The sequence below is a fragment of the Synechococcus sp. M16CYN genome, from assembly GCF_040371545.1.
Classification (GTDB): Bacteria; Cyanobacteriota; Cyanobacteriia; order PCC-6307; family Cyanobiaceae; genus Parasynechococcus.
In genome coordinates this window covers 1,070,416-1,096,385 of record NZ_AP029048.1, presented here as the reverse complement: position 1 = coordinate 1,096,385, position 25,970 = coordinate 1,070,416, and the positions used below count along the sequence as shown (strand labels likewise).

The window sequence follows — 25,970 nt, the reverse complement described above, 5'->3', positions numbered from 1 at the left end:
TGGACCAGAACAATTGCTTTATCAATCCTTCAGTCACTCGGAAGCTCGAGTCAGGATCAATATACCCAAATGACGCTGCAACCGGGACCTCCATCCTCGTTTCTAGCATCAACCACACGTTCTACATAAGGGACGGTACCCAGCCAGGTCCGTAATCCTCGCTTAAGCCTGCCTGTACCTATTCCATGAATAACCCAAATTGGACCATTGGCATTCCGAAGCCGTTCTTCGACGCTTGCCTCGGCCTCGTGCACACGCATACCGCGAACATCCAGGGTATTATGGGTCGTTCGAACCTGTGCTCCTCCTGCTGCTTGAGGACGAGCCTTTACCTTCACTACCGGCGGTGGAAACGGTTCTGGCTTCCTACCATCCAAGCTTTCGACCAAGCCAATGTCTACGGTTGTCCGCATTACACCGCAACGAACTGTAAGCTGTAGACCATTATCTGACATAGACAAAACTTCCGCTGCTTTCCCCAAAGCAAGCAGCCTAATCCTATCTCCTACTTTAGGACGCCAGACAGATCTCGACGTACTTTTCTCACGATTTGGACGATAATAACCTTCAATCTTGCGTAACCGTTGACCCACTTGTCGCGCTGTTTCGCCATCAGCGCTGTCATCCCGTAAGCGTCGGATCAGAGAACGCACTTCCTTTTGTCCTTCACGAATTGCGTGCTCCAGGCGCTGGCGTCCCTGCTCTTCATATAAGGCCGTCTGCTGCTTTTGCTTGTGCCAGCACAAAAGCAACTCCTCGTGCAGTAGCTCCGTACGAGCTAAAAGAGCTGCAGCGTCTTCCGCTGCGGTTTGCTGACGTTGACGCTGTTCTTCCAGTCCTTGAATCACTGAGTTTACCTCGCTCTCAGGTGTCGGTGCCAACAGAGCTCGCGCTTGCTCCAAGACCATTGGATCAAGACCTAAGCACGTAGCGACGGCCAAAGCGTTACTACGGCCGGGGATTCCCCAAAGGAGCTCGTATGTCGGAGACAGAGTCTCAGCATTGAATGCCACTGAAGCATTCTCGAAACGAGTATCGTTGTACTTAAGAGCCTTAAGTTCATTAAAATGGGTTGTAGCAATGGTGAGCCGGGCCCGATCGGCTAAAGCCTTGAGCAAAGCGGTAGCCAGCGCAGTACCCTCGCTGGGGTCGGTTCCTGCGCCTACTTCATCTAAAAGCACCAAAGCAGGAGCCGGGCCAGATTGAAGCGCCTCCAAAATGCGACTAATACGCTTAACATGGCCACCGAAGGTGGATAGACTCTGCTGAAGAGATTGCTCGTCGCCTATGTCAGCTAAGACTTGAGCACACCATGGCAATGAAGGTTGGCCAGAACAGGGAAGAAACATCCCAGCTCTAGCCATAAGAGCTGCGAGTCCCACACTCTTGAGGCTAACACTTTTCCCTCCGGTGTTCGGCCCAGTAATCGTCACAACTCTCAGCCATGACGACACATCCACGCTGATTGGCACCACTGCGGGACCTCCGGACCGTTTTTGCTGCCAGACCAGTAAAGGATGGCGTAGATTGTTTAGTTGGAATGGGGCGTCTGGTGTGTCTTCTAGCCTTGGGCAAGTTCCACCTAGCCAACGACCGTAACGCCCACGAGCCAAAGCCAAATCCAGGGTCAGTAAACTATCAACAAGGGTTTTGAGGACTAACTCATCTGCCGCGATTAATGCACTCAGCTTACCTAAAACTCGCTGCTCTTCTTCGTTAATCCGTGCCTCCAAATCAACTAATTGATTGCCGATACTCAACACTGAGCGAGGCTCAATGAACACAGTGTTGCCTGATGCTGAACTGTCATGAACTTGTCCTGGCACTTGGCCGACTGCACCAGCCTTAACTGCTAAAACTGGCCGACTTTGACGCTCCGCAATCACCGAATCCTGTAGGAATGAGGCGCAGCTGTTTAAAAGAGCCTGAAGCTTGTCTCGACGCTCTTGGCGCAATACATGCCGACGTTGACGTAAAGCGGCCAGAGAAGCGCTGGCTCGGTCCGCAACGCGGCCTCCCTCCTCCAGAGAGAACTTCAGTCGTTGTTCCAAACCAGGCAGAGTTACCATCGCTTCAACCAGTGCCGAGCACACTGGGCGTAACTCACGATCATCAATTTGATAGCGAAGTCTCCTGGAGGCAGCCAGGGTCTCCGCTACCGTCAAGAGTTCCTCCCCGGCAGCCACACCACCCTTACTACAGCGCGAAAGCACTGGCTTTAAATCTTGTATCCCTCGAAAGCTGAGTCCGCCCTCTATGAGTTCGTCCAACACCGCTATTTCGGCTGTCTCTGCCTGACGTCGCAACGTTATGGCTAAAGAAGATGGCAGGGGCGCTGTCCGAGCCGCCTCGATGCCCATACGCGTGCTAGCAAAACTAGCCAGATGCTCACAAACTAAATGCCACTCCAATAATTCAAGGGTTTCGAGGAAAGCCTGACGATCCCAGCCATCTACGCTGTCAACTGCAGTTGGAGGGAATACCACCGGGGGGTTCATAAAGCATTTCGAGCCAATTACCTTCAGAGTCCTTTAAGTAAAATGAAGCAGTCCCGTCCCGGTGATCGTGCACCCTACCCACGTGAGCTCCCTGTGCCATGAGTCGATCGTGGACAGCATCGACTTCGGCACGATCACGGAAGTGAAAAGCAAAATGAGGGCCTGCTGCCTTGTATTTTGGTCCGAGCAACGCGAGCCCATAACGACCTTTTTCTGTTTCGAGATAACACCAGTCATCAGCCTTCCAAACTAATCGCATGCCTAGTCCTTGATAAAAAGTTACCGCGCGCTCTACATCCTCAACGCGAATAGCTACATGACCAAGGCGATCGACAGAAAGCACTAAATCAGTCCTCCTTTAACCAAACAGCTGCATCGCAAGCGTGATACGTGAGAATCAAATCAGCACCGGCTCGTTTAAAGCTAAGCAAAGTTTCCAAAACCACAGCTTTTTCATTAATCCAGCCCCGTTCGGCCGCCGCCTTTACCATTGAATACTCACCACTCACGTTGTACGCTGCAATCGGTAGCGTGGACTCTTCGCGAAGACAACGAATAATGTCCAGATAAGCCAGGCCAGGTTTCACCATAATGATGTCAGCACCTTCTTGTTCATCGAGTCGAGCTTCGACAATGGCCTCGCGAGCATTGGCTGGGTCCATCTGATATGTGTCTTTGTTCTCCGGAATCGGCTTGGAAATCTCAGGACTAGGTGCCGAGTCAAGGGCCTCTCGAAAGGGGCCATAATAAGCTGAAGAATATTTAGCAGTATAGCTAAGAATGCCAACGTGGGCGAAACCCTCGTTATCTAGGGCTTCGCGAATGGCACCTACTCGCCCATCCATCATGTCACTTGGGCCGATTAAATCAGCACCAGCACGAGCTTGAACGAGAGCTTGTCTGCAAAGTTGTTCAACTGTCTCATCATTAAGGATTATCCCAGCCTCACTCACGATTCCATCATGACCATCGCAGGAATAAGGGTCCAAGGCGACGTCCGTCATAATGATCATTTGGGGAACCGCCTGCTTAATTCGACGAATCGTTCGAGGGATCAAACCATCCTCGTTCAAGCATTCCGCACCATCTTGGGTTTTAAGCTCCTTGGGGACCTTAGGAAACAGTACGATACAACGCACACCCAAGTCCCAGGCGCGCTGTACTTCACTAACAAGTCCAGAAATGCTCCATCGGCTAGTGCCGGGCATAGCATCAACGGGCTCCACTGTATCAGCTTCATGAACGAAGAGCGGATAAATGAAGTCAGTAACAGAAAGAGCGTGTTCGCGCACTATGGAGCGCAGTGCCGGTGTACGACGCAAACGGCGGGGGCGATAGGTGAGCTCCATCAGACCCAAAGAGGAGTGAGCGATCGTACGGCTGGCTGCTCAAAGAGTGGCGGAGCGTAACCAATCATGGCGAGGATTAGTGGAACGCTGCAGTCGCAACTGCTCCAGCAACTGCTGTTCTTTTGCATTCCATGACTTGGGCATATCTAGTGAGAGCGTCAACAGGAGATCGCCGCGGCCATTTTTGAGAGGCCAGCCTTTATTCTTTAGTCGAAGACTACGGCCAGGGGGAGTCCTCGCTGGAATAGACACCTGAACCTCTCCATCCAGAGTCATTACGGTAACCACCCCACCAAGAGCCAGTTCATCGAAACTCACTGGTAAATTTGCGCAAAGTTGATCTCCGTCAAAGCGCCAGATCGCGTGTGGCTTGATCGTAAGACTGAGGTAGAGGTCGCCACGGCGACCTGTCCCGGGTTGCAGATTACCTTTGCCTCTAAGACGTAGACGCGATCCATCACGTACACCTGCCGGAATACGAACCTGAACCCGCTCGTTATTTACTGACAACGTACGCTCTCCACCCCGATAAGCCTCCGTAAATGTGATCCTCACAGAGGCTTCAGCATCAAGATTCGCCGGCGAACGTGCTGCCTGACCTCCACGCGGGAATCCGACCCCGGGAAATCCACCACCCTGAAATCCAGGTGTACCTCCGGAACCCCCGAAACGGCCGAGTAGGTCATTAATGAAGTCGTCAAAGTTACCGTAACGACCGAAATCAACATCCACACCAGGGGCACGACCTCCTGTCCCACCCACCTGGTTCCAATATTGACCAAACTGTTCATAACGGCGACGCTTGTCTGAATCAGACAAGACTTCATACGCCTCGCTGATCTCTTTAAAGCGCTCTTCAGCCGCTTGATTGCCAGGATTTACATCGGGGTGGTACTGACGTGCCAACTTCCGAAACGCTCGCTTTACGCCCTCGGAGTCAACCGAACGATCGACGCCAAGCACCTGGAAATAATCTTTGTATCCGCTACCTGCCATGATTCACGTCCCCTAAACCTAATATTCTCCGCAGCTGCGCTATCAGCGCGAATCCGTGATGGAGGGAAGTCCGAACGGTTCCGTCTAGCCGGGCTCCTATCAGTCGTATAACGACAGCATGAGAGTCGTTAGTTGAGTGGGCTGTTGTTTCAGAACTAACTGTGAGTTCTGCTTGCTGAGTCATACCTGTTTCAACCGACCAATCATAGAGAAACTCTATCGACAAACTACTTTGACCATCTGGCAATCAAGGCACCGTGTTGGTAACGCACTTAAATATAGTCTAACCTTATTTTTATAGGTTTTTTAATTGTCCATTCTACTCTCGCTAAATGCATTTGCTTAGTTAATAGACTGAGAAAAAGAGTTATATTGTGTTGGATATTGTGTTTCTAACAGCTTCCTTCTACAAGGTGTTGACTGTGAGATTAACAAAAACGATTACCCAAAGACATTAATCCTCGTAGTTGCGTAGATCTATAAAGCATTGCTGGCAGAAGCTTAATTCAAGATTGATTGAAATATCCTCTAATTAAGGCTTCTCGGTTTTGCTATGAGCCGACTGGATATCCAACAGAATCGAGATGCTGATGCACGCTGTTTTTTCGGGGGTAGCTTTTCATAATTTGGTTTGAGCAGTGTTAGTTAAGTTGGTTTATTCTCTAAGGTATGAATGCTAAAACCTAGTTGACATTGTTAACGCAGTGTACTCAAATCTGAATTTGTTATGACCGTATGATTCTTGTGTGTAAATACAAGACTATAAGATTTTAGTTTTATTATACATTCGGAGTCTCCACTTATTTAGCGGGTAGCACGCTAATTCAGGTAGCTAAAAGTAGAATCCTGATTATTATTGTCAACCTGAACTGCAAGAATTTTCGCGTCAGTCTTGAAATTTAAGAAGAAGATTTAGGGACATTTTATTTAAATTCGCAAGCACTCCGTGGTGCCTCCTACCCGAAATGCTCCTCTACCAAAACTTTATACAGATCTAAAAAGCCTGGTTTGTAGAACGCATAAAACACATCACCTGAACCGCTTCTTAATCTGTTGCTTGCTAACCAAACTGGATGTAACAGTCAAGTCGCATATTAGCTTATTCCACTCAACTTCAGCTATTCAACGCAATCAATCGATTTAGTGGATTGAAACCGTGCCCTGCAAACCGCTGTTGATAGATCCGTTTACCCATTGCGCCGCAAGTAGTGAGTCAAGCCCTGCAGTGCCAACGAGTAATTCTTAGAACCAAATCCGCTCACTATTCCAACAGCTTGATCTGACAGATATGAACGATGGCGAAATGGCTCTCTTGCATAAGTATTGCTTAAGTGCAGCTCCACAAAAGGGATAGCCACGCCAGTTAAAGCATCGCGAATCGCAATTGACGTATGGGTGTAAGCACCTGCGTTAATCAGGATTCCCTGACTAACGCCCATGGCTTGATGAATTCGCTCAACAAGCGCTCCCTCAAAGTTGCTCTGGAAGCAAGCCAGTTTAATCCCATCCGCCTGGGCCTCAACAGTTAGCTCTGCCTCAATTGTAGCCAGAGTATCGCAACCGTATATCCCAGGTTCCCGCTGCCCAAGCAGATTGAGATTCGGACCGTTAACAAGCAAAACGTGCATGGCTGGGCAGCCGTTTCATTTAGCCCGATCGTATCGATATGACCAGGTACAACGCATCGGCTGGTACATTCTCAATGTGTGGTTCGGGTCGGTGCCCGAGTGGTTAATGGGGGCGGACTGTAAATCCGTTGGCTCTGCCTACGTTGGTTCAAATCCAACCCGGCCCACCTTCCACACGCCCTTGTAGCTCAGCGGTAGAGCACTCCCTTGGTAAGGGAGAGGTCACGAGTTCAAGTCTCGTCGAGGGCTTAATTAACTCTCAACTCTGCAACAGTTAGTAGCTGTAATTAAAACAGCGCTCTGCACACCCAAAGTGCCATCACAGCACGTGCCGCAGAACGACTCCTGAATCTCGGTTTGCTTTGGCAGCGCCACTCCAGACTCTCGGCTACGATTAATCCAGATTTGCCAACCTACTGAGGAAGCTACCAAACTATCCAACCCGGCTACTTGCCAAACAAGGGGCCCCTGACCACAGTTGAGCCGGCTGTCGCGCAACTGTTTGAGGCGTCGTACGTAGTTGCAAAGGTCAACATCCCATAATTGATCCCAGGGAAAGGCTTCCCGACAATACGGTTCCGGACCATTCGAATGGCTGGCGTTTGGTCCACCGTTAAGGCCGATTTCGGTGCCGTAATAGATGCAGGGAGCTCCCGGATGAAGAAAGAGCAAAAGCAGCGATAACTTTAGGGCCTTCACGTCGCCTTGGAGGGTGTGTAGTGCCCTTGGAACATCGTGGCTGTCCAGGAGATTCATTTGAGCCCGATTGATCTCGGGCCGATACCAACCAGCCGTTGTATGCCAAATCTCTATTAACTTTTTACCGCTTATGGGACTAAGGGGATATTCAGGATTTTGATAGTTCTGACATAATCGATCACCGGCCGCCCAACAAAGGCTACTCCAACCCAGACGGTAGTTCGTCACACTATCAAAGTGCTCGCCCTGAAGCCAAGGTCGCGCGTCACCCCATATTTCACCCAAGATCCAGGCCTGCGAATTAACCTTTCGTACCTCTTGTCGAAAAGCAACCCAAAAGTCTTCGGGTACTTCTGCCGGATCGTCAAGCCGCCAACCATCGATCCCGCACTCTAGCCAGTAGCGACCCACCGCCAGCAAATACTCACGCACCCCAGGATCGGCATGATTGAACTTGGGTAGACCTGGCAAACCCCACCAGCACTTATATCCGCAATCTTCCCCTTTTGATGGGTAAGGTCGAATCGGCCACTGGTGCACATGAAACCAACTCCGATAGGGTGATGACTTCCCGTTTTCAGCAAGATGGTGAAATGCCCAAAAGCCACGGCCGCAATGATTGAATACACCGTCAAGTACCAGTCGCATGTCGCGTTGATGAACCTCGGTAATTAAGGAGATCAATGCCGCATTGCCACCCAATAACGGATCAACTTGGAAGTAGTCGTAGACGTGGTAGCGATGGTTGGCCGCTGAACTAAAGATCGGCGTAAGGTAGATGCAATTAATACCCATGGCCTGAAGATGATCTAAGCCATCGATTACTCCATACAGATCTCCTCCTTGAAAACCATCATCTTCAGGATTAGAGCCCCAAGATTTGAGAAATAGATTCTTCTGGGTTTCGACTCGATTGCTACGGCGAAAACGATCAGGAAAAATCTGGTAGATCACCGAAGTGGCAACCCAAACCGGTGGATTGGAAAACAATGTGTCAAACTTCACGACCTTTGCAAATGACAATCCTCTCGCTAGCAGGGAAGAAACAACACTGCCCATGGCACAGCAGACCCTCCTGTTAGCTCTAGACCAAGGCACCAGTAGCTCCCGAGCCGCTGTATTCAATCCAGCAGGTGATCTTGTCGCGAGCGCCAGCGTGTCATTACCAATCCAATACCCAGCAAATGGTTGGGTAGAGCAGGATCCGCTCGCGATCTGGGCCAGCCAACAGCAAGCCCAGATCGACCTTTATCAAAAGCTGAATGACGCCCAGCGCCGAGCAATTGTGAGTTGTGGCATCACAAACCAAAGGGAAACAACAGTGTTATGGCGGCGCAGTACCGGTGTTCCCTGCGGACCAGCACTGGTGTGGCAAGACAATCGCACTGAGGCGATTTGTGCAGAATGGAAATGCCAAGGTTTGGAACACGACTGGCGCCAACGTTCCGGATTGCTACTGGAACCCTATTTCAGCGCTAGCAAGATCCGTTGGATGCTGAACAACCATGGGGAAGCTGCTGCAGCCGCAGCTGCAGACGACCTCTGCTTTGGCACGGTGGAGTCGTGGCTGCTCTGGCAACTCACCAAGGGAAAACGGCACGGTAGCGATTTTAGCAATGCCAGCCGCACACTGATGATGGACCTCCAGCAACTTCAGTGGGTTGAAGATTTTCGCTGCCATGTCGGGCTGCCAGCCAACGCTTTACCTGAGCTGCTTCCTTGCCGCGGAGACTTTGGGGAAATCGCCTCAGGCTTGCCGTTTGAAGGACTTCCGATTCAAGCGATATTGGGTGATCAGCAGGCGGCAACTCTGGGGCAACTCTGCTTGCAACCTGGTGACAGCAAATGTACTTATGGCACTGGTGCCTTTCTCGTGATCAACACTGGAGAACATATTTATCGGTCTGATAACGGACTACTGAGTACTCTGGGATGGACCGACGCAAACGGGGTTCCCACTTACTGCCTTGAAGGCAGTCTCTTTAATGCTGGCACTGTAATTCAGTGGCTTCGTGACGGTTTAGAAATCATTGAGCGAGCAGAACAGGTGAACGACCTCGCTGAACAGGTTTCCGATGCTGGCGGCGTAATGTTAGTGCCAGCCTTTACTGGTTGGGGAACACCTCATTGGGATCCTAATGCTCGAGGTTTACTAGTCGGCCTTACTCGCAATAGCAAACGCGGTCACATTGCTAGAGCTGCATTGGAAGGAATCGCTTTATCCGTAGCTACACTGGTGGAACTTGCTGAGCAAGCACTCGGCCGTGAGTTAAGGGAGCTCGCCGTCGACGGCGGTGCAGCAGCATCCAATCCGCTTCTACAGGCCCAGGCCGACAGCACAGGTCTAACTGTACGACGCCCCGCCAATACAGAAAGCACTGCGCGAGGTATTGCTCTGTTCGCGGGCCTGCAAGCTGGAGTCATTGACGACTTGAAACAACTGGCCTTAAGTCGGTATGATGGGGCTCAGCTGTTTCAACCGCGTATCAGCGCTGATCATAGACGCGCCTGGCGGACACATTGGAATGATGCTTTAGCTCGTAGCTTAAACTGGAATGGCCGATCATACCACTGACTTGCTCGTAGTCGGAGCTGGGGCTAGTGGCGCTAGTGTAGCTTACGAAGCAGTTCGGCGCGGTTTATCCGTTGCGCTCTTAGAGGCTGGAGACATTGGTGGAGGAACCAGCAGTCGCAGTACAAAGCTACTACACGGCGGCGTACGCTATTTGGAACTTGCTTTTAAAACATTCAACCCGGCGCAATTGAAGCTTGTAAAAGAGGCGTTAATAGAACGCAGCCATTGGTTAAAACAAGCCCCGTTTTTAGCCCGACGACTCACCCTAGCACTTCCTACAGATAACGTCTGGGGCCAGGCCTATTACCGCATTGGCCTCGGCATATACGATGCTCTCGCTGGACATCAAGGCATTGGATCCAGCCACTTGCTATCCAGGCGTCAACTAAGGCAAGCCTTACCGAAGTTGAAACCCTGTCAAGGAGCTGTCGCGTACAACGATGGGCAATTCGATGACGCTCGGCTGAACTTGCTATTAGCCCTCACTGCCCAGCGCGCCGGCGTTGTGCTGCGCACCCGCTGCAAAGTAATGGCTATTGAACGCAACAGCGTTGGGCGTGTTGCTGCTGCCATTAGTGAAACCATAAATGGGCAACAAGAACGGTGGAACGCCCGCGTTATTGTGAATGCTGCTGGACCGGGTGCAGATACGCTCCGTCACATGGCTGACCCCACAGCTCCGGCTCGCATGCTCACCAGCCGTGGCAGTCACATCGTACTGAAGCAAAACCTATGTCAACAAGGGCTTGGGCTTCTTGTTCCTTCCACCGTTGACGGAAGGGTCCTATTCATGCTGCCGTTCTTTGGACGTACGTTAGTAGGAACCACAGATGAAGTCTGTGAATTGGGTACGGCCAATGTTCCCTCTTCGGAAGAGGAGGCCTATTTGCTGAATTACGTCCACCAGTGGTTTCCCAGCGTCACAAAACCAGAAGTTACTAGTCGCTGGGCTGGCGGTAGGCCTTTGTTAAGGCCTTCCAGGGCCGGAATAGACAAAAACAGGATAGTACGAGACCACGAAGTGGAGACTCTGCCCTGCGGGTTAGTTAGTGTGATGGGCGGCAAATGGACCACCTGCCGGCCAATGGCGATCGACACCTTGGCTGCCGTGGAGCGGCAGAGGGGGCGGCCTCTTCCTCCTGCTAAAGCTTTATCGCTTTGGGGAAGCGGGGCGACTGTGGCTACCACGTATCGACTCCTAAAAGAACAGGTTGCACAACTGAAAGCTCTCTTGCCAGATACCTTCTCGAGAAGTGCTCAGATTGCTCACCTACAGAGCAACTATGGACTTCAGGCTCTACCGCTCATCGAAGCCGCTGCGCCCGCTGATCGAGAACCCCTCAGCGATGTAATTCCCCTATGTGAAGCCGAGGTTTCCTATGCAATTCGAGCGGAGCAAGCTCGAAGCAGCACCGACGTGCTAGCGCGCCGGTGTCGCCTAGCCATGGTGGATTTGACAGAGGCTCAGCGATTAGAACCAGTTATTGAGAAACATCTAGCTCAGTCGGGGTTGGCGACTACCTTCGCTTCGCCAATCGACCACCAGTTGAATCCATAGGGCGGCAGGCTCACAAACCATTTGTCACTAGCCATCGGAAATTCACAACCCCACATAACCTCCCAAATTCGCTGTCCTTGCCAAGGCGAGAGATTTAAAGTTAACGAAACACCAGCAGCGGTCACATTAGCAGCGACCAGTATAGTCATTTTCTCCGTTGATCGCGTATAAATGAGTACGCCTGAATGGCTGCTAGACAGCAACAAGAAATCTCCGTGACTCAAAGGTGGCAGTAACTGCCGGCAGGCCAGCATTCGCCGATGCCAATTCAAAAGTGAATCAGGCAACTGCTTTTGTACTTCTACATTTACTACCCGGTGGTCATATCCAGGAGTAGTGATTGGTAATGGCATCGGCAAAGAGCCCGGACCCATCGATGTGCAATCGTCGTTAGATGCGGTCCATGCCATAGGAGTGCGATTGGTATCGCGATCCTTCAAACCAGGCCAATCACCCATACCAAGCTCATCACCGTAGTAAAGGCAAGGCATCCCAGGCAGACTGTATAGCAGGCTGTGTAGCAAGCGATTAGACCGCGGATCTCCGTTGAGTAAAGGAGCAAGGCGTCGGTTGATGCCCCAGTTCAACCAGTGCCCCTGTCCTTGGGGTAGCCCAGCGCGGATTGCCTGAATCACCTCATCGGCGATCAAGTAGCCATCTCCCAGCCAAAGCTCATCATGATTGCGAAGTGGAATGGCCCACCGTGGTCCATCGACCGCCTGCTGAGCCTCAGTTAGGCATTGGCATAAGTTTTGAGTAGTCCCACTCGCGATAGAAGCAAACAGATGAGCTGTGAGAACGAAATTGAAGGCTCCCTTTAGCTCGTCGTCGGTCAAATAGGGTACGACCTCATTCATAGGTTGAATTGCTTCACCGAGTAACAGCACATCACGCCCATGGGCATCCACTCGCTTTCTTAACCGCTTCAAAAATGCATGGGTTTCAAAAAGTCCTTCGCAGCGAGTACCTTCTGCTTCAAATAGAAATGGCACAGCATCAAGACGAAAACCGTCTATTCCCTTCTCAAGCCAAAAGTCAACGATCTCAAGCATCGTCTCTTGAACCTGGGGATTGGCGTAATTGAGATCCGGTTGGTGACGAAAGAAGCGGTGCAAATAGTATTGCTTCGCTACCGGATCCCATTCCCAATTAGATGATTCGAAATGCCAAAACAGCACAGGGGCATCACTGTACTGTCTAGGATTATCGCTCCAGACGTAAACGTTACGCTCAGAGCTGCCTTTAGGAGCTCTACGAGCTCGCTGGAACCAAGGATGGAGATCACTGGTGTGATTCAGAACCAAATCAAGAATTACTCGTATCCCTTTGCTGTGAGCTGCTGTCAAAAATTGGTGAAAAGAAGCTAAATCCCCAAGATCCGGGTGGATGTTTTTGAAATCGGTAATGTCATATCCACTATCCCGAAGCGGCGATGGATAAACAGGCGTTAACCACAAGGTTTTCACTCCAAGCCAATGCAAGTACGACAAACGCGCTGTCAAGCCATCGAAATCCCCGATACCATCACTATTCCCATCGGAATAACTACGAACGATCAGTTGATAAATGACTGTTCCTGACCACCATGGTTGTTTTGTGGTCATCTCTCGGATGCGGATTCACCACTGCTAGACCCGTTTGACCCGATCGTCAGCTCTGTGGTCCTTTCCATTCCACAAATCACAAAAATGCAAGAGAGTGTTGGCTCTGGCATCACCCGATCGCTGGCTTGGCGACACAAGCAGCTTGGATGTCTGATGTCATTGGTGGAACAACATGAACAAGACGTTCTCCATGCCTTAAAAACAGACCTAGGGAAACCAGCCGCAGAAGCCTTTTTTGAAATTGCTGCTCTACGACAAGAGTTGAAACTTACAAAGCGCAATCTTCATCGCTGGATGCGCTCGCAACGAATACCAGTTCCGATCACTCTCAGCCCTGGTCAAGCTCAGGTGGTTCCAGAACCACTGGGATGTGTTCTTGTAATTGGGCCATGGAATTATCCTTTTCAATTAATGCTACGTCCGCTGATTAGTGCCCTAGCAGCTGGCAATACGGCTGTTCTCAAACCATCAGAACATGCACCGACTGTTTCTGCACTGATTGCTCGACTTGTAGAAAATCATTTCGAACCTGAAGTCGTCAGAGTTCAACAGGGTGACGGAACTGTCGCGGCACAGCTAGTAGCTATGCCTTTTGATCATATCTTTTTTACAGGCGGGGAGAATATTGGTCGCAAAGTATTAGCTGGGGCCGCAAAAAATCTTACACCAGTCACTCTTGAACTGGGGGGTAAGAGTCCAGCCCTAGTTCTTCAAGGAGCTAATCTCAGCGTGAGCGCTCGACGTTTAATTTGGGGCAAGGGCATTAATGCTGGGCAAACATGCATTGCTCCCGATCATATTTTAGTAGAGCCTAGTTTACGTTCAGGATTGCTCGACGCAATGCATAATCAACGTTCTCGCATGTACGGCGAGAATGTTTTGGCTTCTGATCAACTTGGGAAAATCATTAATCAACAACAATTCGATCGGCTCGAAAAGCTACTCGAACAGGCAAGAGAGGATGGCCGGATCTTGATCGGCGGTGAAATCAGCCGTGAGCAAAACCGCATTGCTCCAACAGTAATAGATGTGAAAGATCGCCAAGATCCACTCATGGGAGAAGAACTCTTTGGCCCCCTGTTGCCAATAATTCAAATCGGTAGTCTTAGCGATTCCCTTAGAGAGATTCGACGTCAAGGTAAACCATTGGCTTTATATGTATTTGGAGGAAGCAAAGCCCAACAAAAGGAGATTTTGGGGACCACTAGCTCAGGTGGTGTATGCCTCAACGACGTCATCATGCAAGCGGCCATTCCGGAACTTCCTTTCGGAGGTGTTGGCACCAGCGGCATGGGAAGCTATCACGGTCAGAATGGTTTTCGGACTTTTAGCCACTACAAAGCAGTGTTGAAACGAGGGTTCCGCTTCGATTTCAAACTACGGTATCCGCCTTATAACATTGGCCTCAAAACGTTGAGGCAAATGGTCGGATGACTTCTGTAAGGAAACGTTCCTTTCGCAGCAGCTATCCCACAAGGAGAGCATTTTGTCTCGGAAAGCGTATGGTTTAGGAATCTGTAAGTATTTAAATGCGCCGCTCTCATCTAGCCGTTGTTGCGTTAACAGCTCTGTGGTGTCCTTTATCGGCCTTCGCTACGACGGTTACGGTGCGATCGGGAGAAACCCTCTCAGAGATCGCCGATCGCTACAACGTGAGCGTGAGAGACTTGATGAGGCTAAACAGCATAAATAGTTCTGACCACATTGAAGTTGGAAGTCGGCTTCGAGTGCGCGATCTTAGGACGAAAGCAGGTAAAGGGATGCATTACATCCAAAGGGGAGAGACCCTGAATACTATTGCCGCACGTTACAAAGTGAGCAAATGGGATTTAATAATGCTGAATAGCCTCAACAATGCTAATCACCTGGAAGTGGGCCAAAGCTTAAAATTACCTAGTAATGCAGTGTTGCCAAAGTCTAGCTTTAAGCCTGTTGCAGTGAAACCTGTGTTAGGGGCCACAGAACACATCGTTGCCAAAGGGCAAACCCTTACCCAAATAGCCAAAGCCTATAAAATTCCGATCGCCACATTAATTAATATCAATGAACTTACTAATCCTAACGAAATTACAGTTGGCACACGGCTTTATTTAAAGCAACATAGTACTCCTTTAGTAACCAAAGGTATTACCTCAGAAGCTTTATCAATGCAAACAAAGCCAATGGTAAATCGACCAGTTGAAACTAAAGCGAACGTAGAAAAACCTGCAGCAGCTGTAACCAGAACCACCAAAACTCAGCTTGCCAAATCGACAGATTGGAGAACATATGGACCTCTTCAAGTGGACTGGGCAAATTGGCAACTGATGGGTGACAGTCAAGTCGTCCCTGCACTTAACGCTCAGGACCAAGCATTTTATTTAGCGGTGAACTGCTTCGCCAAAAAGATCAACGCCACAGAATCTAATGGAAGCTGGAAAGTATGGATCAATCCTCAAAACCGCTTTGAAAAGGCCTTGGTTAAAGATCGTTGCCAGCTCAAAGTCTAATACAAGTTCAAGCCGTGTAATTCAATGACTAAAGAATAAAGATTGCGACTACTACCGCGAAGTGGCTTTCAACCTGTCACCTGCACTTTGGATAGAGACCTATAACAAGCAGACGAGTCGCCGAAAGAGTGACCGTAACTGGAAAAGCAAGCGCTCACCGTATCATCCATCAATACTGCTGAAAGCACAATCACAGCTATCAGCTTGTCACAAGCTAGATCTGTGTGGTTAGTAGGAGGAGAGAGTCTGTCCTATTTGCTTATCGACAGCTTGCCTGAAAAGGGTCTGTAGTAACTGCATTGAGGGATTCCAGATCGTTTAATGCATTAAAGAGATAAGGAATGAACGCGTTATTACTACCGCTGTCTCGAAGTCTCCAAACTGATGCTGGAAAACGTGCTCGGACAACCGACTCTAGATTTGCACCTAGCCAATAGCCGCCCTCTGGAAGAACCCAGGATCATTTATGCGTTGGCACTTTGTATCGGTTTTTCTAAATCAAATTTCTTGTGTTAAAAAGTTTGAATAACAGACCCCTGGATTCATTAGCCTCTTAATGTAACGTTTTCTTGAATCTGAATAAATTAGGGAAAGAAACGACATTCTGTAAAGTAGAAACCTTATCCACACCTAGTGAGATACACTTAAAGCTGTACCCTTTTATATTCAGCGATGGCAATCTCTCGCGGAACCAAGGTGCGCATTAAGCGTCCTGAGTCTTACTGGTTTAACGAAGTTGGCACAGTTGCCACTGTGGATACCTCAGGAATCCGTTACCCCGTCGTGGTGCGCTTCGAAAAAGTCAATTACAGCGTTATGCAGGGTATTGATGGTGGCATTAATACCAATAATTTTTCTGAATCGGAACTTGAATCTGTTTAAAGCTAAAGCCGTTGCCAGAACTACCGGAGGTTGAGACGATACGTCGAGGATTGGCGAATTGTCTTGTTTCATTCAAGATTTTTAGGCTGAAAGTATACGGATCTAGAGTGATTGCAAGCCCGGGTGGCATCGAACAGTTCAAGGCTGGTTTAGAAGGATCAACTATCGGAACCTGGCTGCGACGCGGGAAGTATTTATTGGCAAAACTGGAGCCCAAGCGAGGTACTTGGGGGATTCATTTTCGGATGACAGGCCGATTTCAGTGGTGTTCGGAGCCCATTTCGCCTTGTCGTCATACGCGTGTGCGACTATGGAATTGCAGTGGACAAGAACTACGTTTTGTAGATACTCGTAATTTTGGAGAAATGTGGTGGGTACAAGAAGGAGAACCATTAAGTACTGTAATCACGGGATTGAAACGCTTAGGACCAGAGCCATTTAGCGAAAGGTTTACGGGAAACTATATGAAACAGCGTCTCATGAACTCAATCCGACCGATTAAAATGGCTCTACTTGATCAAACTCTCGTTGCTGGCGTTGGCAACATCTATGCCGATGAAAGTCTTTTTGCTGCAAAAATTTCACCACTTACAGCCTCGAAAAAACTAACGATTGATCAGCTCAACCGTTTGCGCGATGAGATTGTAAGTATACTGAAGACCAGTATTAGAACTGGAGGAACTACTTTTAGTGATTTTCGAGATCTTGAAGGCAACAATGGAAGCTATAAAAGACAATTGTTAGTATATCAACGCGGAGGACAGCCTTGTCAACGCTGCGGAGCTCTCATTTGCCGAGGAAAGTTATCAGGCCGCAGCACTCACTGGTGCCCAGACTGTCAACAGTGATTACAGAAGATAAGATTTCTAATAAACTTGGATAAAAATAATTTAATTAATAAAAAGAGTGTTTTAACCTGGCATTGAGCTATTTTCTCGGGGGGCTGCCCCCCAAATATCGTCGCCGCTTATGCGTTTCACAACCGAGTTCGAGATGGATCGAAGTGGTTCCACATCGCTATGAACACCAGGATAGATACATTCTTTAGAGAGCGAGCCCTAAGAACTGCATAGGATTACAATTTACATTGTACATCTGAATCAAACAAAAAATTATCTTCAGACAAGTACCAAAATATTGGTCAAGCCCTCGGTCTATTAGTACTCCTCCGCTGCATCTATTACTAGACTTCCACGTAGAGCCTATCAACGGGTGTTCTTCCCGTGACCTTACTGGGTTACCCCATGGGAACACTCATCTTGAGGTGGGCTTCCCACTTAGATGCTTTCAGCGGTTATCCACTCCACACATGGCTACCCAGCGTCTACCGTTGGCACGATAACTGGCACACCAGAGGTGCGTTCCTCCCGGTCCTCTCGTACTAGGGAGAAATCCTCTCAATGTTCCTACGCATACACCGGATATGGACCGAACTGTCTCACGACGTTCTGAACCCAGCTCGCGTACCGCTTTAATGGGCGAACAGCCCAACCCTTGGGACCTACTTCAGCCCCAGGTTGCGATGAGCCGACATCGAGGTGCCAAACCTCCCCGTCGATGTGAACTCTTGGGGGAGATCAGCCTGTTATCCCTAGAGTAACTTTTATCCGTTGAGCGACGGCCCTTCCACTCAGAACCGTCGGATCACTAAGGCCGACTTTCGTCCCTGTTCGACTTGTAGGTCTCACAGTCAAGCTCCCTTCTGCCTTTGCACTCGTCAGCTGATTTCCAACCAGCTTGAGGGAACCTTTGCGCGCCTCCGTTACCTTTTAGGAGGCGACCGCCCCAGTCAAACTGCCCACCTGATACTGTTCGCTCCCCGGATAACGGGTGAACGTTAGAACCCTAGCTCTGAAAGAGTGGTATCTCACCATTGACTCCCTCGTACCCACAAGCACGAGATCAACGTCTCCCACCTATCCTGCGCATTCAGAGCCCGGGCCCAATACCAAGCTGCAGTAAAGCTTCATAGGGTCTTTCTGTCCAGGTGTATGTAGTCCGCATCTTCACAGACAATTCTATTTCGCCGAGCCTCTCTCCGAGACAGCGCCCTGATCGTTACGCCTTTCGTGCGGGTCGGAACTTACCCGACAAGGAATTTCGCTACCTTAGGACCGTTATAGTTACGGCCGCCGTTCACCGGGGCTTCGGTCACCAGCTTTGCTTACGCTGACCGGCTTCCTTAACCTTCCGGCACTGGGCAGGCGTCAGCCCCCATACATCGTCTTGCGACTTAGCGGAGACCTGTGTTTTTGGTAAACAGTCGCCAGGGCCTCTTCACTGCGACCACCTTACGATGGCACCCCTTCTCCCGAAGTTACGGGGCCATTTTGCCGAGTTCCTTAGAGAGAGTTACCTCGCGCACCTCGGTATTCTCTACCACCCCACCTGTGTCGGTTTCGGGTACTGGCAGCTATGCCTTAACGGGTATAGAGCTTTTCTTGGAAGTTTGACGTCACCAACTTCGCTGCCGTAGCAGCTCGTACTCACGCCTTAGCTCAGAACGTTTTCACCGCTCTTCAACGCCTTGAACGCTTAAACCAGGAACCAGAATCTGGCTTGGCTAGCCTCCTTCGTCCCTCTTCCCAAAGCACAACCGGTACAGGAATGTTGACCTGTCGTCCATCGACTACGCCTTTCGGCCTCGCCTTAGGTCCAGACTAACCCTCCGCGGACGAGCCTGCCGGAGGAACCCTTAGGGTTTCGGTGCATGGGATTCTCACCCATGTTTTCGCTACTCAAGCCGACATTCTCACTTCTGTGCAGTCCACACCCGCTCACGCTAGTGCTTCGCCCCACACAGAACGCTCCCCTACCATAAAAATCCGCAGCTGCGGTACAACACTTAGCCCCGTTCATTTTCGGCGCAGGATCGCTCGACCAGTGAGCTATTACGCACTCCTTTGAGGATGGCTGCTTCTAGGCAAACCTCCTGGTTGTCTATGCAATCCCACCTCCTTTATCACTTAGTGTTGATTTGGGGACCTTCGCTGGCGGTCTGGGCTGTTTCCCTCTCGACCATGGAGCTTATCCCCCACAGTCTGACTGCCTCGCTACACACAGGGTATTCAGAGTTCATCTCGATTTGGTACCGCTCTCGCAGCCCGCACCGAAATGGTGGCTTTACCCCCCTGCTGGAGCACGAGACGCTACGCCTCAACGTATTTCGGGGAGAACCAGCTAGCTCCGGGTTCGATTGGCATTTCACCCCTAACCACAGCTCATCCGCTGACTTTTCAACGTCAGTCGGTTCGGACCTCCACTTGGTATCACCCAAGCTTCATCCTGGCCATGGTTAGATCACCCGGGTTCGGGTCTATAAACACTGACAAACGCCCTATTCAGACTCGCTTTCGCTGAGGCTCCACCATATCCGGTTTAACCAGCCAGTGCCTATAAGTCGCCGGCTCATTCTTCAACAGGCACACGGTCACCCTATGAGTAGGGCTCCCATTGCTTGTAGGCTCACGGTTTCATGTTCTATTTCACTCCCCTCCCGGGGTTCTTTTCACCTTTCCCTCGCGGTACTGTTTCGCTATCGGTCACACAGTAGTACTTAGCCTTGCGAGGTGGTCCTCGCGGATTCACACGGAATTCCACGTGCTCCGTGCTACTCGGGATACAGCTAGCTCAGTTTAGTTTTCGGTTACGGGGCTTTCACCCTCTGTGGCGTGCCATTCAAACACTTCTCCTAACATCACTAATACATGTCGCTGTCCCACAACCCCGATGGTCGAAACCATCGGTTTAGGCTCTTCCCCGTTCGCTCGCCGCTACTTAGGGAGTCGTTTTTACTTTCCTCTCCTCCAGCTACTAAGATGTTTCAGTTCGCTGGGTTGGCTCGTATCAACCTATGAATTCAGTTGACCGTACTAAGGGTTGCCCCATTCGGAAATTCCCGGATCTAAGCGTGCTTCCAGCTCCCCGAGACTTATCGCAGGTAACCACGTCCTTCATCGCCTCTGTGTGCCAAGGTATCCACCGTGAGCCCTTTGTAGCTTGACCAATTCAATCTCTTAAGTGTTTAATGCTGCTAAAAGCAGACTCATAAGTTTTTATCACTAAAAACAAAGTGAGACTTGATTCGCTCAATACAAACCAAGAAAACACTCAAAAGACTCGGCTCTTGTGCAAAAGAATCTTTACTGCTCTAAATCTGAGTCCCTCACGGTAACTCAAACCCAGAACAATACATCTGTAAGATGCTTTGTTGTTCAGACTTACCTATGCAGTTGTCAAGGTTCTGCCAGACTATCAAGCTAGTCTTTCGACTAGCTTAAGGAGCCTAGCGTCTTACCAACCAAAGTTTGAAGTTAATCTTTCTTTTGGAATGATAAGAAGCTAGGATCTTATCTAACGGAAATATCCAGATCACGCTCACTTACTCACTTAAATTGATCCTCCAAGTTGCTGGGCAGTGGAGGTTAGGAGACTCGAACTCCTGACATCCTGCTTGCAAAGCAGGCGCTCTACCAACTGAGCTAAACCCCCCAATACCGAATGGGCCATCCTGGACTTGAACCAGGGACCTCACCCTTATCAGGGGTGCGCTCTAACCACCTGAGCTAATGGCCCAGGATACTTTTCTCTTGCGGGGCGTGACCTAGACAAGTTTAGAAACCAGATATTCTTCCCAGCTTTTCAATGATTTCTCATAGATGACCGAAATGAATCTTGAAGTACCGATCGACCTAAGGTGACAAGGTTTTGGCCTAAAGAATAAAAGTACTTAGACATCAAAACTGCTGTTTTGTCTCCCTGTTTAGGAGGTGATCCATCCGCACCTTCCGGTACGGATACCTTGTTACGACTTCACCCCAGTCATCAGCCCCACCTTCGACGTCCTCCTCCACAAGGGTTGGAGTAACGGCTTCGGGCATGGCCAACTTCCATGGTGTGACGGGCGGTGTGTACAAGGCCCGGGAACGTATTCACCGCAGTATGCTGACCTGCGATTACTAGCGATTCCTACTTCACGTAGGCGAGTTACAGCCTACGATCTGAACTGAGCTACGGTTTACGGGATTTGCTTGTACTCGCGAACTCGCTGCCCTTTGTCCGTAGCATTGTAGTACGTGTGTAGCCCAGGATGTAAGGGGCATGATGACTTGACGTCATCCACACCTTCCTCCGGTTTATCACCGGCGGTCTCTCTAGAGTGCCCAACTCAATGCTGGCAACTAAAGACGTGGGTTGCGCTCGTTGCGGGACTTAACCCAACATCTCACGACACGAGCTGACGACAGCCATGCACCACCTGTCACTGCGTTCCCGAGGGCACTCTCCCGTTTCCAAGAGATTCGCAGGATGTCAAACCCTGGTAAGGTTCTTCGCGTTGCATCGAATTAAACCACATACTCCACCGCTTGTGCGGGCCCCCGTCAATTCCTTTGAGTTTCACACTTGCGTGCGTACTCCCCAGGCGGAACACTTAACGCGTTGGCTACGACACCGAAGGGGTCGATTCCCCCGACACCTAGTGTTCATCGTTTACGGCCAGGACTACAGGGGTATCTAATCCCTTTCGCTCCCCTGGCTTTCGTCCATGAGCGTCAGTAATGGCCCAGCAAAGCGCCTTCGCCACTGGTGTTCTTCCCGATATCTACGCATTTCACCGCTACACCGGGAATTCCCTCTGCCCCTACCACACTCAAGCTCAACAGTTTCCACTGCCATGATGGAGTTAAGCTCCACTTTTTAACAGCAGACTTGAAGAGCCGCCTGCGGACGCTTTACGCCCAATAATTCCGGATAACGCTTGCCACTCCCGTATTACCGCGGCTGCTGGCACGGAATTAGCCGTGGCTTATTCATCAAGTACTGTCAGATCTTCTTCCTTGATAAAAGAGGTTTACAGCCCAGAGGCCTTCATCCCTCACGCGGCGTTGCTCCGTCAGGCTTGCGCCCATTGCGGAAAATTCCCCACTGCTGCCTCCCGTAGGAGTCTGGGCCGTGTCTCAGTCCCAGTGTGGCTGATCATCCTCTCAGACCAGCTACTGATCGATGCCTTGGTGAGCTATTACCTACACCAACTAGCTAATCAGACGCGAGCTCATCCTCAGGCGAAATTCATTTCACCTCGCGGCACATGGGGTATTAGCGGCCGTTTCCAACCGTTATCCCCCTCCTGAGGGCAGATTCTCACGCGTTACTCACCCGTCCGCCACTAACCCGAAGGTTCGTTCGACTTGCATGTGTTAGGCACGCCGCCAGCGTTCATCCTGAGCCAGGATCAAACTCTCCGTTGTAGATCAAATCCTTTTGGCTTTCGCCGCAACTTGACTTGCTTCATCTGCATCTCATTGATTACAGCTGATGCAACCTTCTCTGTTATGCAGAGAGGGGTTCTTAAGAGTGCACTTTAGATTTCTCTTTGTGACTTTCCAGGATCTCAGATCCGGTCGTTGCTTTCTTTACATACCGAGTATATTGGTAACCAATAGGTTTCGTGAAGACTTCTTGGCTACATACACAGTATTTTATGCAACTAAAAACTTTTGACGGGACTTCACGCTTTCATCGCTCTCTTAATTTTGCTCTATGGCAAAACTCAGAATTAGACACGATGAAAACGCTGGTTTCTAAACTTCGGTTGTCTAGGTGCGATCAACTAACGCTTCTGTCCTTTTCGGAAGTAAACGGTTGATCAAAGTGGTCGCAAGCAACCACTTCCGAAGCTTACAACATCACGGGATCACTCCCTGCTCAGCTTAGTAAGCCGACCTCAAAACACCTTCAGGCTTTCGTCATCTAGTGCTCTTGGTCTTTTTCATGCGCTTGCCTTTCGGTCCCGCGCAAGCCTGTAGTATAACACCACTCGTTCCCCATCCGCAAGGGGTAATTCGACGAAATCATCTGTAAACTTGCTCCTACAAGTTAAATACGTTGCTATCTCTGAATTCTAAGAAAAAACCTGGAGTCGAAGCGGGATGCAGACGCGATTCACGAAACAAAGTCGGCAGTTTCGATTTAATTCTAAAGAAGATCAGGTGGTGCAGAGAGCCCAGGAACACTTCGAACGCACTTTGATAGCAATTCAGGGAAAACTAGCTGGCAGCGTTGCAGCTCTTAAGAGTCGCAATGCCGACACAAAATTAAATTACGGCGAGATTTTTGTAAGGGATAATGTTCCTGTCATGATCTATCTATTGGCACAAGGTCGTTTTTCTATTGTCAAACAATTTCTGCGGGTTTGTTTATCTTTACAAAGCACAAGTGTTCAAACTCGCGGTGTTTTTCCTACCAGCTTTGTTGAAGAAGAAGGAAATCTTGTTGCTGATTACGGACAGCGATCAATCGGTCGCATCACATCAGTAGATGCCAGCCTTTGGTGGCCAATTCTCTGTTGGATCTACGTAAAACGCATTGGCGATGAAGACTTCGGCCGTAGCCCTGAGGTGCAGCGTGGTATTCAACTGCTTCTTGATCTCGTACTCCACCCTAGCTTTGAAGGTACGCCAGTTCTATTCGTTCCAGATTGTGCTTTTATGATCGACCGCCCAATGGACGTTTGGGGAGCGCCGCTCGAAGTAGAAGTTTTATTATACGGCTCACTACGTAGCTGCATAGAGTTAATGGAGCTATGCCAACGTCATGATACCAGCGCTCTTCTTGCAGAACGGCTCCGACTCAGTCGACAATGGACACATGATTTGCGTCAATTTTTGCTGAAACATTATTGGGTTACAAGCAAAACTATACAGGTACTTAGACGACGTCCTACTGAGCAATATGGAGATAATCAACACCAAAACGAATTTAACGTTCAGCCGCAGGTTATCCCCGACTGGCTACAAGATTGGCTTGAGAATCGTGGTGGATATTTAATTGGCAACATCCGAACTGGTAGGCCAGATTTTCGTTTTTACAGTCTTGGGAATTCACTCGCATCTATGTTTGGACTCCTAACTGCGCCACAACAACGAGCTCTATTTCGACTTGTTCAACACAACCGTGCTCACCTGATAGCACAAATGCCTATGCGAATTTGTCACCCTCCCATGGAAGGGGTTGAGTGGGAAAATAAAACGGGATCAGACCCTAAAAATTGGCCATGGAGTTACCACAACGGTGGGCATTGGCCAAGTCTGCTTTGGTTTTTTGGATCTTCAGTCCTTTTGCACGAACAAATGTATCCTAATGCTGATGTGTTGTTGATGGGCCAAATGAAAACTCTCTTAGACGAGTGCTACCGAACCCATCTCAACCAGCTTCCACGCCAACAGTGGGCTGAATATTTTGATGGACCAACAGGAACGTGGGTTGGACAGCAATCTCGAACATATCAAACTTGGACTATTGTAGGTTTCTTGCTTACACATCATTTCCTCCGGGTTAATTCTGACGACGCTCTAATGTTAAACTTAGATGCAGGACCAAGCAGATCGAATCCGTACAAAATAAAAACGACTAGGAATAAAAAAACCCCAAACTAATAAAAGACTGGGGTTCTTGCTTTAATGGTTGCGGAACGATTAATCAAAAGAGGCCAAGAGTCAAAGACTTGTCAATGGGCATAGCAGCACCAATGCCTAGATAGACCGTCGTAATTGTCCCAAAAAGGAAAACGGTCATGGCTACAGGACGGCGGAAAGGATTCTGGAACTTATTAAAACTCTCTATAAAGGGGACAAGCATTAATCCTAAAGGAATTAAAGTTTGCAATGCGATTCCGAGCAGCTTGTTAGGGACAACGCGAAGAATCTGGAATACAGGGTACAGATACCACTCGGGGAGTATTTCTAGGGGAGTAGCAAAGGGATCTGCTTTGTCAGCTAACATGGCTGGATCAAGAACGGCTAATCCCACGACGCAGGCAATCGTCCCAAGAATAACGACAGGGAAGATGTAGAGCAAATCATTGGGCCAAGCGGGCTCTCCGTAGTAATTATGGCCCATCCCTTTCGCGAGCTTCGCGCGCATCTTGGGGTCAGAAAGGTCTGGCTTCTTGAGAATGTGCATCGATTAATTTGGTGTTGCGTTGATTAGAAACGGTTAAGGGGTAAGCGGTAATCACAAAGGGCCGGAAATGCCTTGTTTACGAATCATTAAAAAGTGCATTAGCATGAAGACCGCAAGCAACCAAGGCATTACGAACGTATGGAGACTGTAAAAGCGAGTCAAGGTAGCTTGGCCAACGCTTTCACCACCGCGCAGTAACTCAACCATAAAATCTCCAACTACAGGGATAGCGGCTGGGACGCCAGAGACGATTTTGACAGCCCAATAACCGACTTGATCCCAAGGCAGGGAATAACCGGTCACGCCGAAGGAAACGGTGATCACGGCCATGGTCACTCCAGTGACCCAAGTGAGTTCACGCGGACGCTTAAAACCGCCTGTTAGGTAAACACGGAACACATGCAAAATCAGCATCAGTACCATCATTGAGGCACTCCACCGATGCACCGAACGAATCAACCAGCCGAAACTGACGTCAGTCATCAAATACTGAACAGATGTGTAGGCTTCAGCGACAGTCGGTTTGTAATAAAAAGTCATCGCGAATCCGGTCGCGAACTGAATTAAGAAACACACCAAGGTGATGCCGCCCAAGCAATAAAAAATATTGACGTGAGGCGGCACGTATTTGGTACTGATGTCGTCAGCAATGTCCTGGATTTCCAGACGTTCTTGGAACCAGTCGTAAACGGGCGAAGAGTTCGCCATACACAGGCAAGTTTAAGTTACGC

General features: G+C 49.6%; 17 protein-coding genes, 4 tRNA genes and 3 rRNA genes. 9 read left to right on the top strand and 15 right to left on the bottom strand.

The genetic code is table 11. The annotated features are described in order from the left end of the window. Window positions 1–56: 56 nt before the first annotated feature. The 6 genes from ABWV55_RS05380 to aroQ all read right to left on the bottom strand — a co-directional run bounded on the left by ABWV55_RS05380 (window position 57) and on the right by aroQ (window position 6,471). Window positions 57–2,498 (bottom strand): endonuclease MutS2, encoded by a 2,442-nt coding sequence (locus tag ABWV55_RS05380; protein WP_353291146.1) that lies wholly within the window; start codon window positions 2,496–2,498, stop codon window positions 57–59. Next, window positions 2,461–2,841 (bottom strand): VOC family protein, encoded by a 381-nt coding sequence (locus ABWV55_RS05375; RefSeq protein WP_353291145.1) that lies wholly within the window; start codon window positions 2,839–2,841, stop codon window positions 2,461–2,463. The genes ABWV55_RS05380 and ABWV55_RS05375 overlap by 38 nt, the downstream gene beginning before the upstream one ends. 4 nt (window positions 2,842–2,845) lie before the next feature. Next, entirely contained in the window at window positions 2,846–3,847 is a 1,002-nt protein-coding gene (hemB, locus tag ABWV55_RS05370) for a porphobilinogen synthase (protein WP_353291144.1), read from the bottom strand. Window positions 3,848–3,886: 39 nt separating this feature from the next. Continuing rightward, window positions 3,887–4,843 (bottom strand): DnaJ C-terminal domain-containing protein, encoded by a 957-nt coding sequence (locus ABWV55_RS05365; RefSeq protein WP_353291143.1) that lies wholly within the window; start codon window positions 4,841–4,843, stop codon window positions 3,887–3,889. Further along, on the bottom strand, window positions 4,833–5,027 hold the full coding sequence (locus ABWV55_RS05360) for a hypothetical protein (protein ID WP_353291142.1): 195 nt from the start codon (window positions 5,025–5,027) through the stop codon (window positions 4,833–4,835). Before ABWV55_RS05360 ends, ABWV55_RS05365 begins: the two co-directional genes overlap by 11 nt. Before the next feature lie 1,003 nt (window positions 5,028–6,030). Further along, window positions 6,031–6,471, bottom strand: coding sequence for a type II 3-dehydroquinate dehydratase (gene aroQ / locus ABWV55_RS05355; RefSeq protein ID WP_353291141.1), 441 nt, complete (start codon window positions 6,469–6,471; stop codon window positions 6,031–6,033). An 85-nt stretch (window positions 6,472–6,556) separates the two neighbouring features. Between aroQ and ABWV55_RS05350 the strand changes: the two genes are divergently transcribed. Next, a tRNA-Tyr gene (locus ABWV55_RS05350) sits at window positions 6,557–6,638 on the top strand. Window positions 6,639–6,648: 10 nt separating this feature from the next. Then, window positions 6,649–6,720, top strand: a tRNA-Thr gene (locus tag ABWV55_RS05345). A gap of 3 nt (window positions 6,721–6,723) precedes the next feature. Here the strand turns inward: ABWV55_RS05345 and ABWV55_RS05340 are convergent. Beyond that, entirely contained in the window at window positions 6,724–8,175 is a 1,452-nt protein-coding gene (locus ABWV55_RS05340) for a glycoside hydrolase family 13 protein (protein ID WP_353291140.1), read from the bottom strand. A gap of 52 nt (window positions 8,176–8,227) precedes the next feature. Here ABWV55_RS05340 and glpK point away from each other — a divergent pair, with 52 nt between their 5' ends. After that, window positions 8,228–9,745 (top strand): glycerol kinase GlpK, encoded by a 1,518-nt coding sequence (gene glpK / locus ABWV55_RS05335; protein ID WP_353292597.1) that lies wholly within the window; start codon window positions 8,228–8,230, stop codon window positions 9,743–9,745. Then, window positions 9,726–11,303 (top strand): FAD-dependent oxidoreductase, encoded by a 1,578-nt coding sequence (locus ABWV55_RS05330; RefSeq protein WP_353291139.1) that lies wholly within the window; start codon window positions 9,726–9,728, stop codon window positions 11,301–11,303. Before glpK ends, ABWV55_RS05330 begins: the two co-directional genes overlap by 20 nt. On the opposite strand, the gene ABWV55_RS05325 is transcribed toward ABWV55_RS05330, so the two are convergent. Then, the gene (locus ABWV55_RS05325; RefSeq protein ID WP_353291138.1) at window positions 11,246–12,907 is read right to left on the bottom strand and encodes an alpha-amylase family protein; all 1,662 of its coding nucleotides are present in this window, start codon (window positions 12,905–12,907) and stop codon (window positions 11,246–11,248) included. The genes ABWV55_RS05330 and ABWV55_RS05325 overlap by 58 nt on opposite strands. 54 nt (window positions 12,908–12,961) lie before the next feature. On the opposite strand from ABWV55_RS05325, the gene ABWV55_RS05320 reads away from it, so the two are divergent. The 4 genes from ABWV55_RS05320 (at window position 12,962) to ABWV55_RS05305 (ending at window position 17,126) form a co-directional block, all read left to right on the top strand. Beyond that, window positions 12,962–14,341: an aldehyde dehydrogenase family protein gene (locus tag ABWV55_RS05320; RefSeq protein ID WP_353291137.1), complete on the top strand. Its 1,380-nt coding sequence runs from the start codon at window positions 12,962–12,964 to the stop codon at window positions 14,339–14,341. A gap of 95 nt (window positions 14,342–14,436) precedes the next feature. Beyond that, complete coding sequence (locus tag ABWV55_RS05315) at window positions 14,437–15,396, top strand: LysM peptidoglycan-binding domain-containing protein (protein ID WP_353291136.1); 960 nt, start codon at window positions 14,437–14,439, stop codon at window positions 15,394–15,396. 672 nt (window positions 15,397–16,068) lie between these two features. After that, window positions 16,069–16,278, top strand: coding sequence for a photosystem I reaction center subunit IV (locus tag ABWV55_RS05310; protein WP_353291135.1), 210 nt, complete (start codon window positions 16,069–16,071; stop codon window positions 16,276–16,278). An 11-nt stretch (window positions 16,279–16,289) separates the two neighbouring features. Further along, entirely contained in the window at window positions 16,290–17,126 is an 837-nt protein-coding gene (locus tag ABWV55_RS05305) for a DNA-formamidopyrimidine glycosylase (RefSeq protein ID WP_353291134.1), read from the top strand. 66 nt (window positions 17,127–17,192) lie between these two features. Here ABWV55_RS05305 and rrf read toward each other — a convergent pair. The 5 genes from rrf to ABWV55_RS05280 all read right to left on the bottom strand — a co-directional run bounded on the left by rrf (window position 17,193) and on the right by ABWV55_RS05280 (window position 22,526). Next, window positions 17,193–17,309, bottom strand: a 5S ribosomal RNA gene (gene rrf, locus ABWV55_RS05300). A gap of 106 nt (window positions 17,310–17,415) precedes the next feature. Next, window positions 17,416–20,283: ribosomal RNA gene (locus ABWV55_RS05295) — 23S ribosomal RNA — on the bottom strand. A gap of 413 nt (window positions 20,284–20,696) precedes the next feature. After that, a tRNA-Ala gene (locus ABWV55_RS05290) sits at window positions 20,697–20,769 on the bottom strand. A 10-nt stretch (window positions 20,770–20,779) separates the two neighbouring features. Then, window positions 20,780–20,853: transfer RNA gene (locus tag ABWV55_RS05285), tRNA-Ile, on the bottom strand. A gap of 187 nt (window positions 20,854–21,040) precedes the next feature. Next, window positions 21,041–22,526: ribosomal RNA gene (locus ABWV55_RS05280) — 16S ribosomal RNA — on the bottom strand. Together the 16S, 23S and 5S rRNA genes with 2 tRNA genes alongside form the textbook arrangement of a ribosomal RNA operon. Before the next feature lie 681 nt (window positions 22,527–23,207). On the opposite strand from ABWV55_RS05280, the gene ABWV55_RS05275 reads away from it, so the two are divergent. After that, entirely contained in the window at window positions 23,208–24,713 is a 1,506-nt protein-coding gene (locus tag ABWV55_RS05275) for a glycoside hydrolase 100 family protein (RefSeq protein WP_353291133.1), read from the top strand. A gap of 43 nt (window positions 24,714–24,756) precedes the next feature. Here the strand turns inward: ABWV55_RS05275 and petD are convergent, their stop codons facing one another. Next, a complete protein-coding gene (petD, locus tag ABWV55_RS05270; protein WP_353291132.1) occupies window positions 24,757–25,239 on the bottom strand; it encodes a cytochrome b6-f complex subunit IV in 483 nt (160 codons plus the stop codon). A gap of 51 nt (window positions 25,240–25,290) precedes the next feature. Beyond that, window positions 25,291–25,947 (bottom strand): cytochrome b6, encoded by a 657-nt coding sequence (petB, locus tag ABWV55_RS05265; protein WP_353291131.1) that lies wholly within the window; start codon window positions 25,945–25,947, stop codon window positions 25,291–25,293. Window positions 25,948–25,970: the final 23 nt, after the last annotated feature.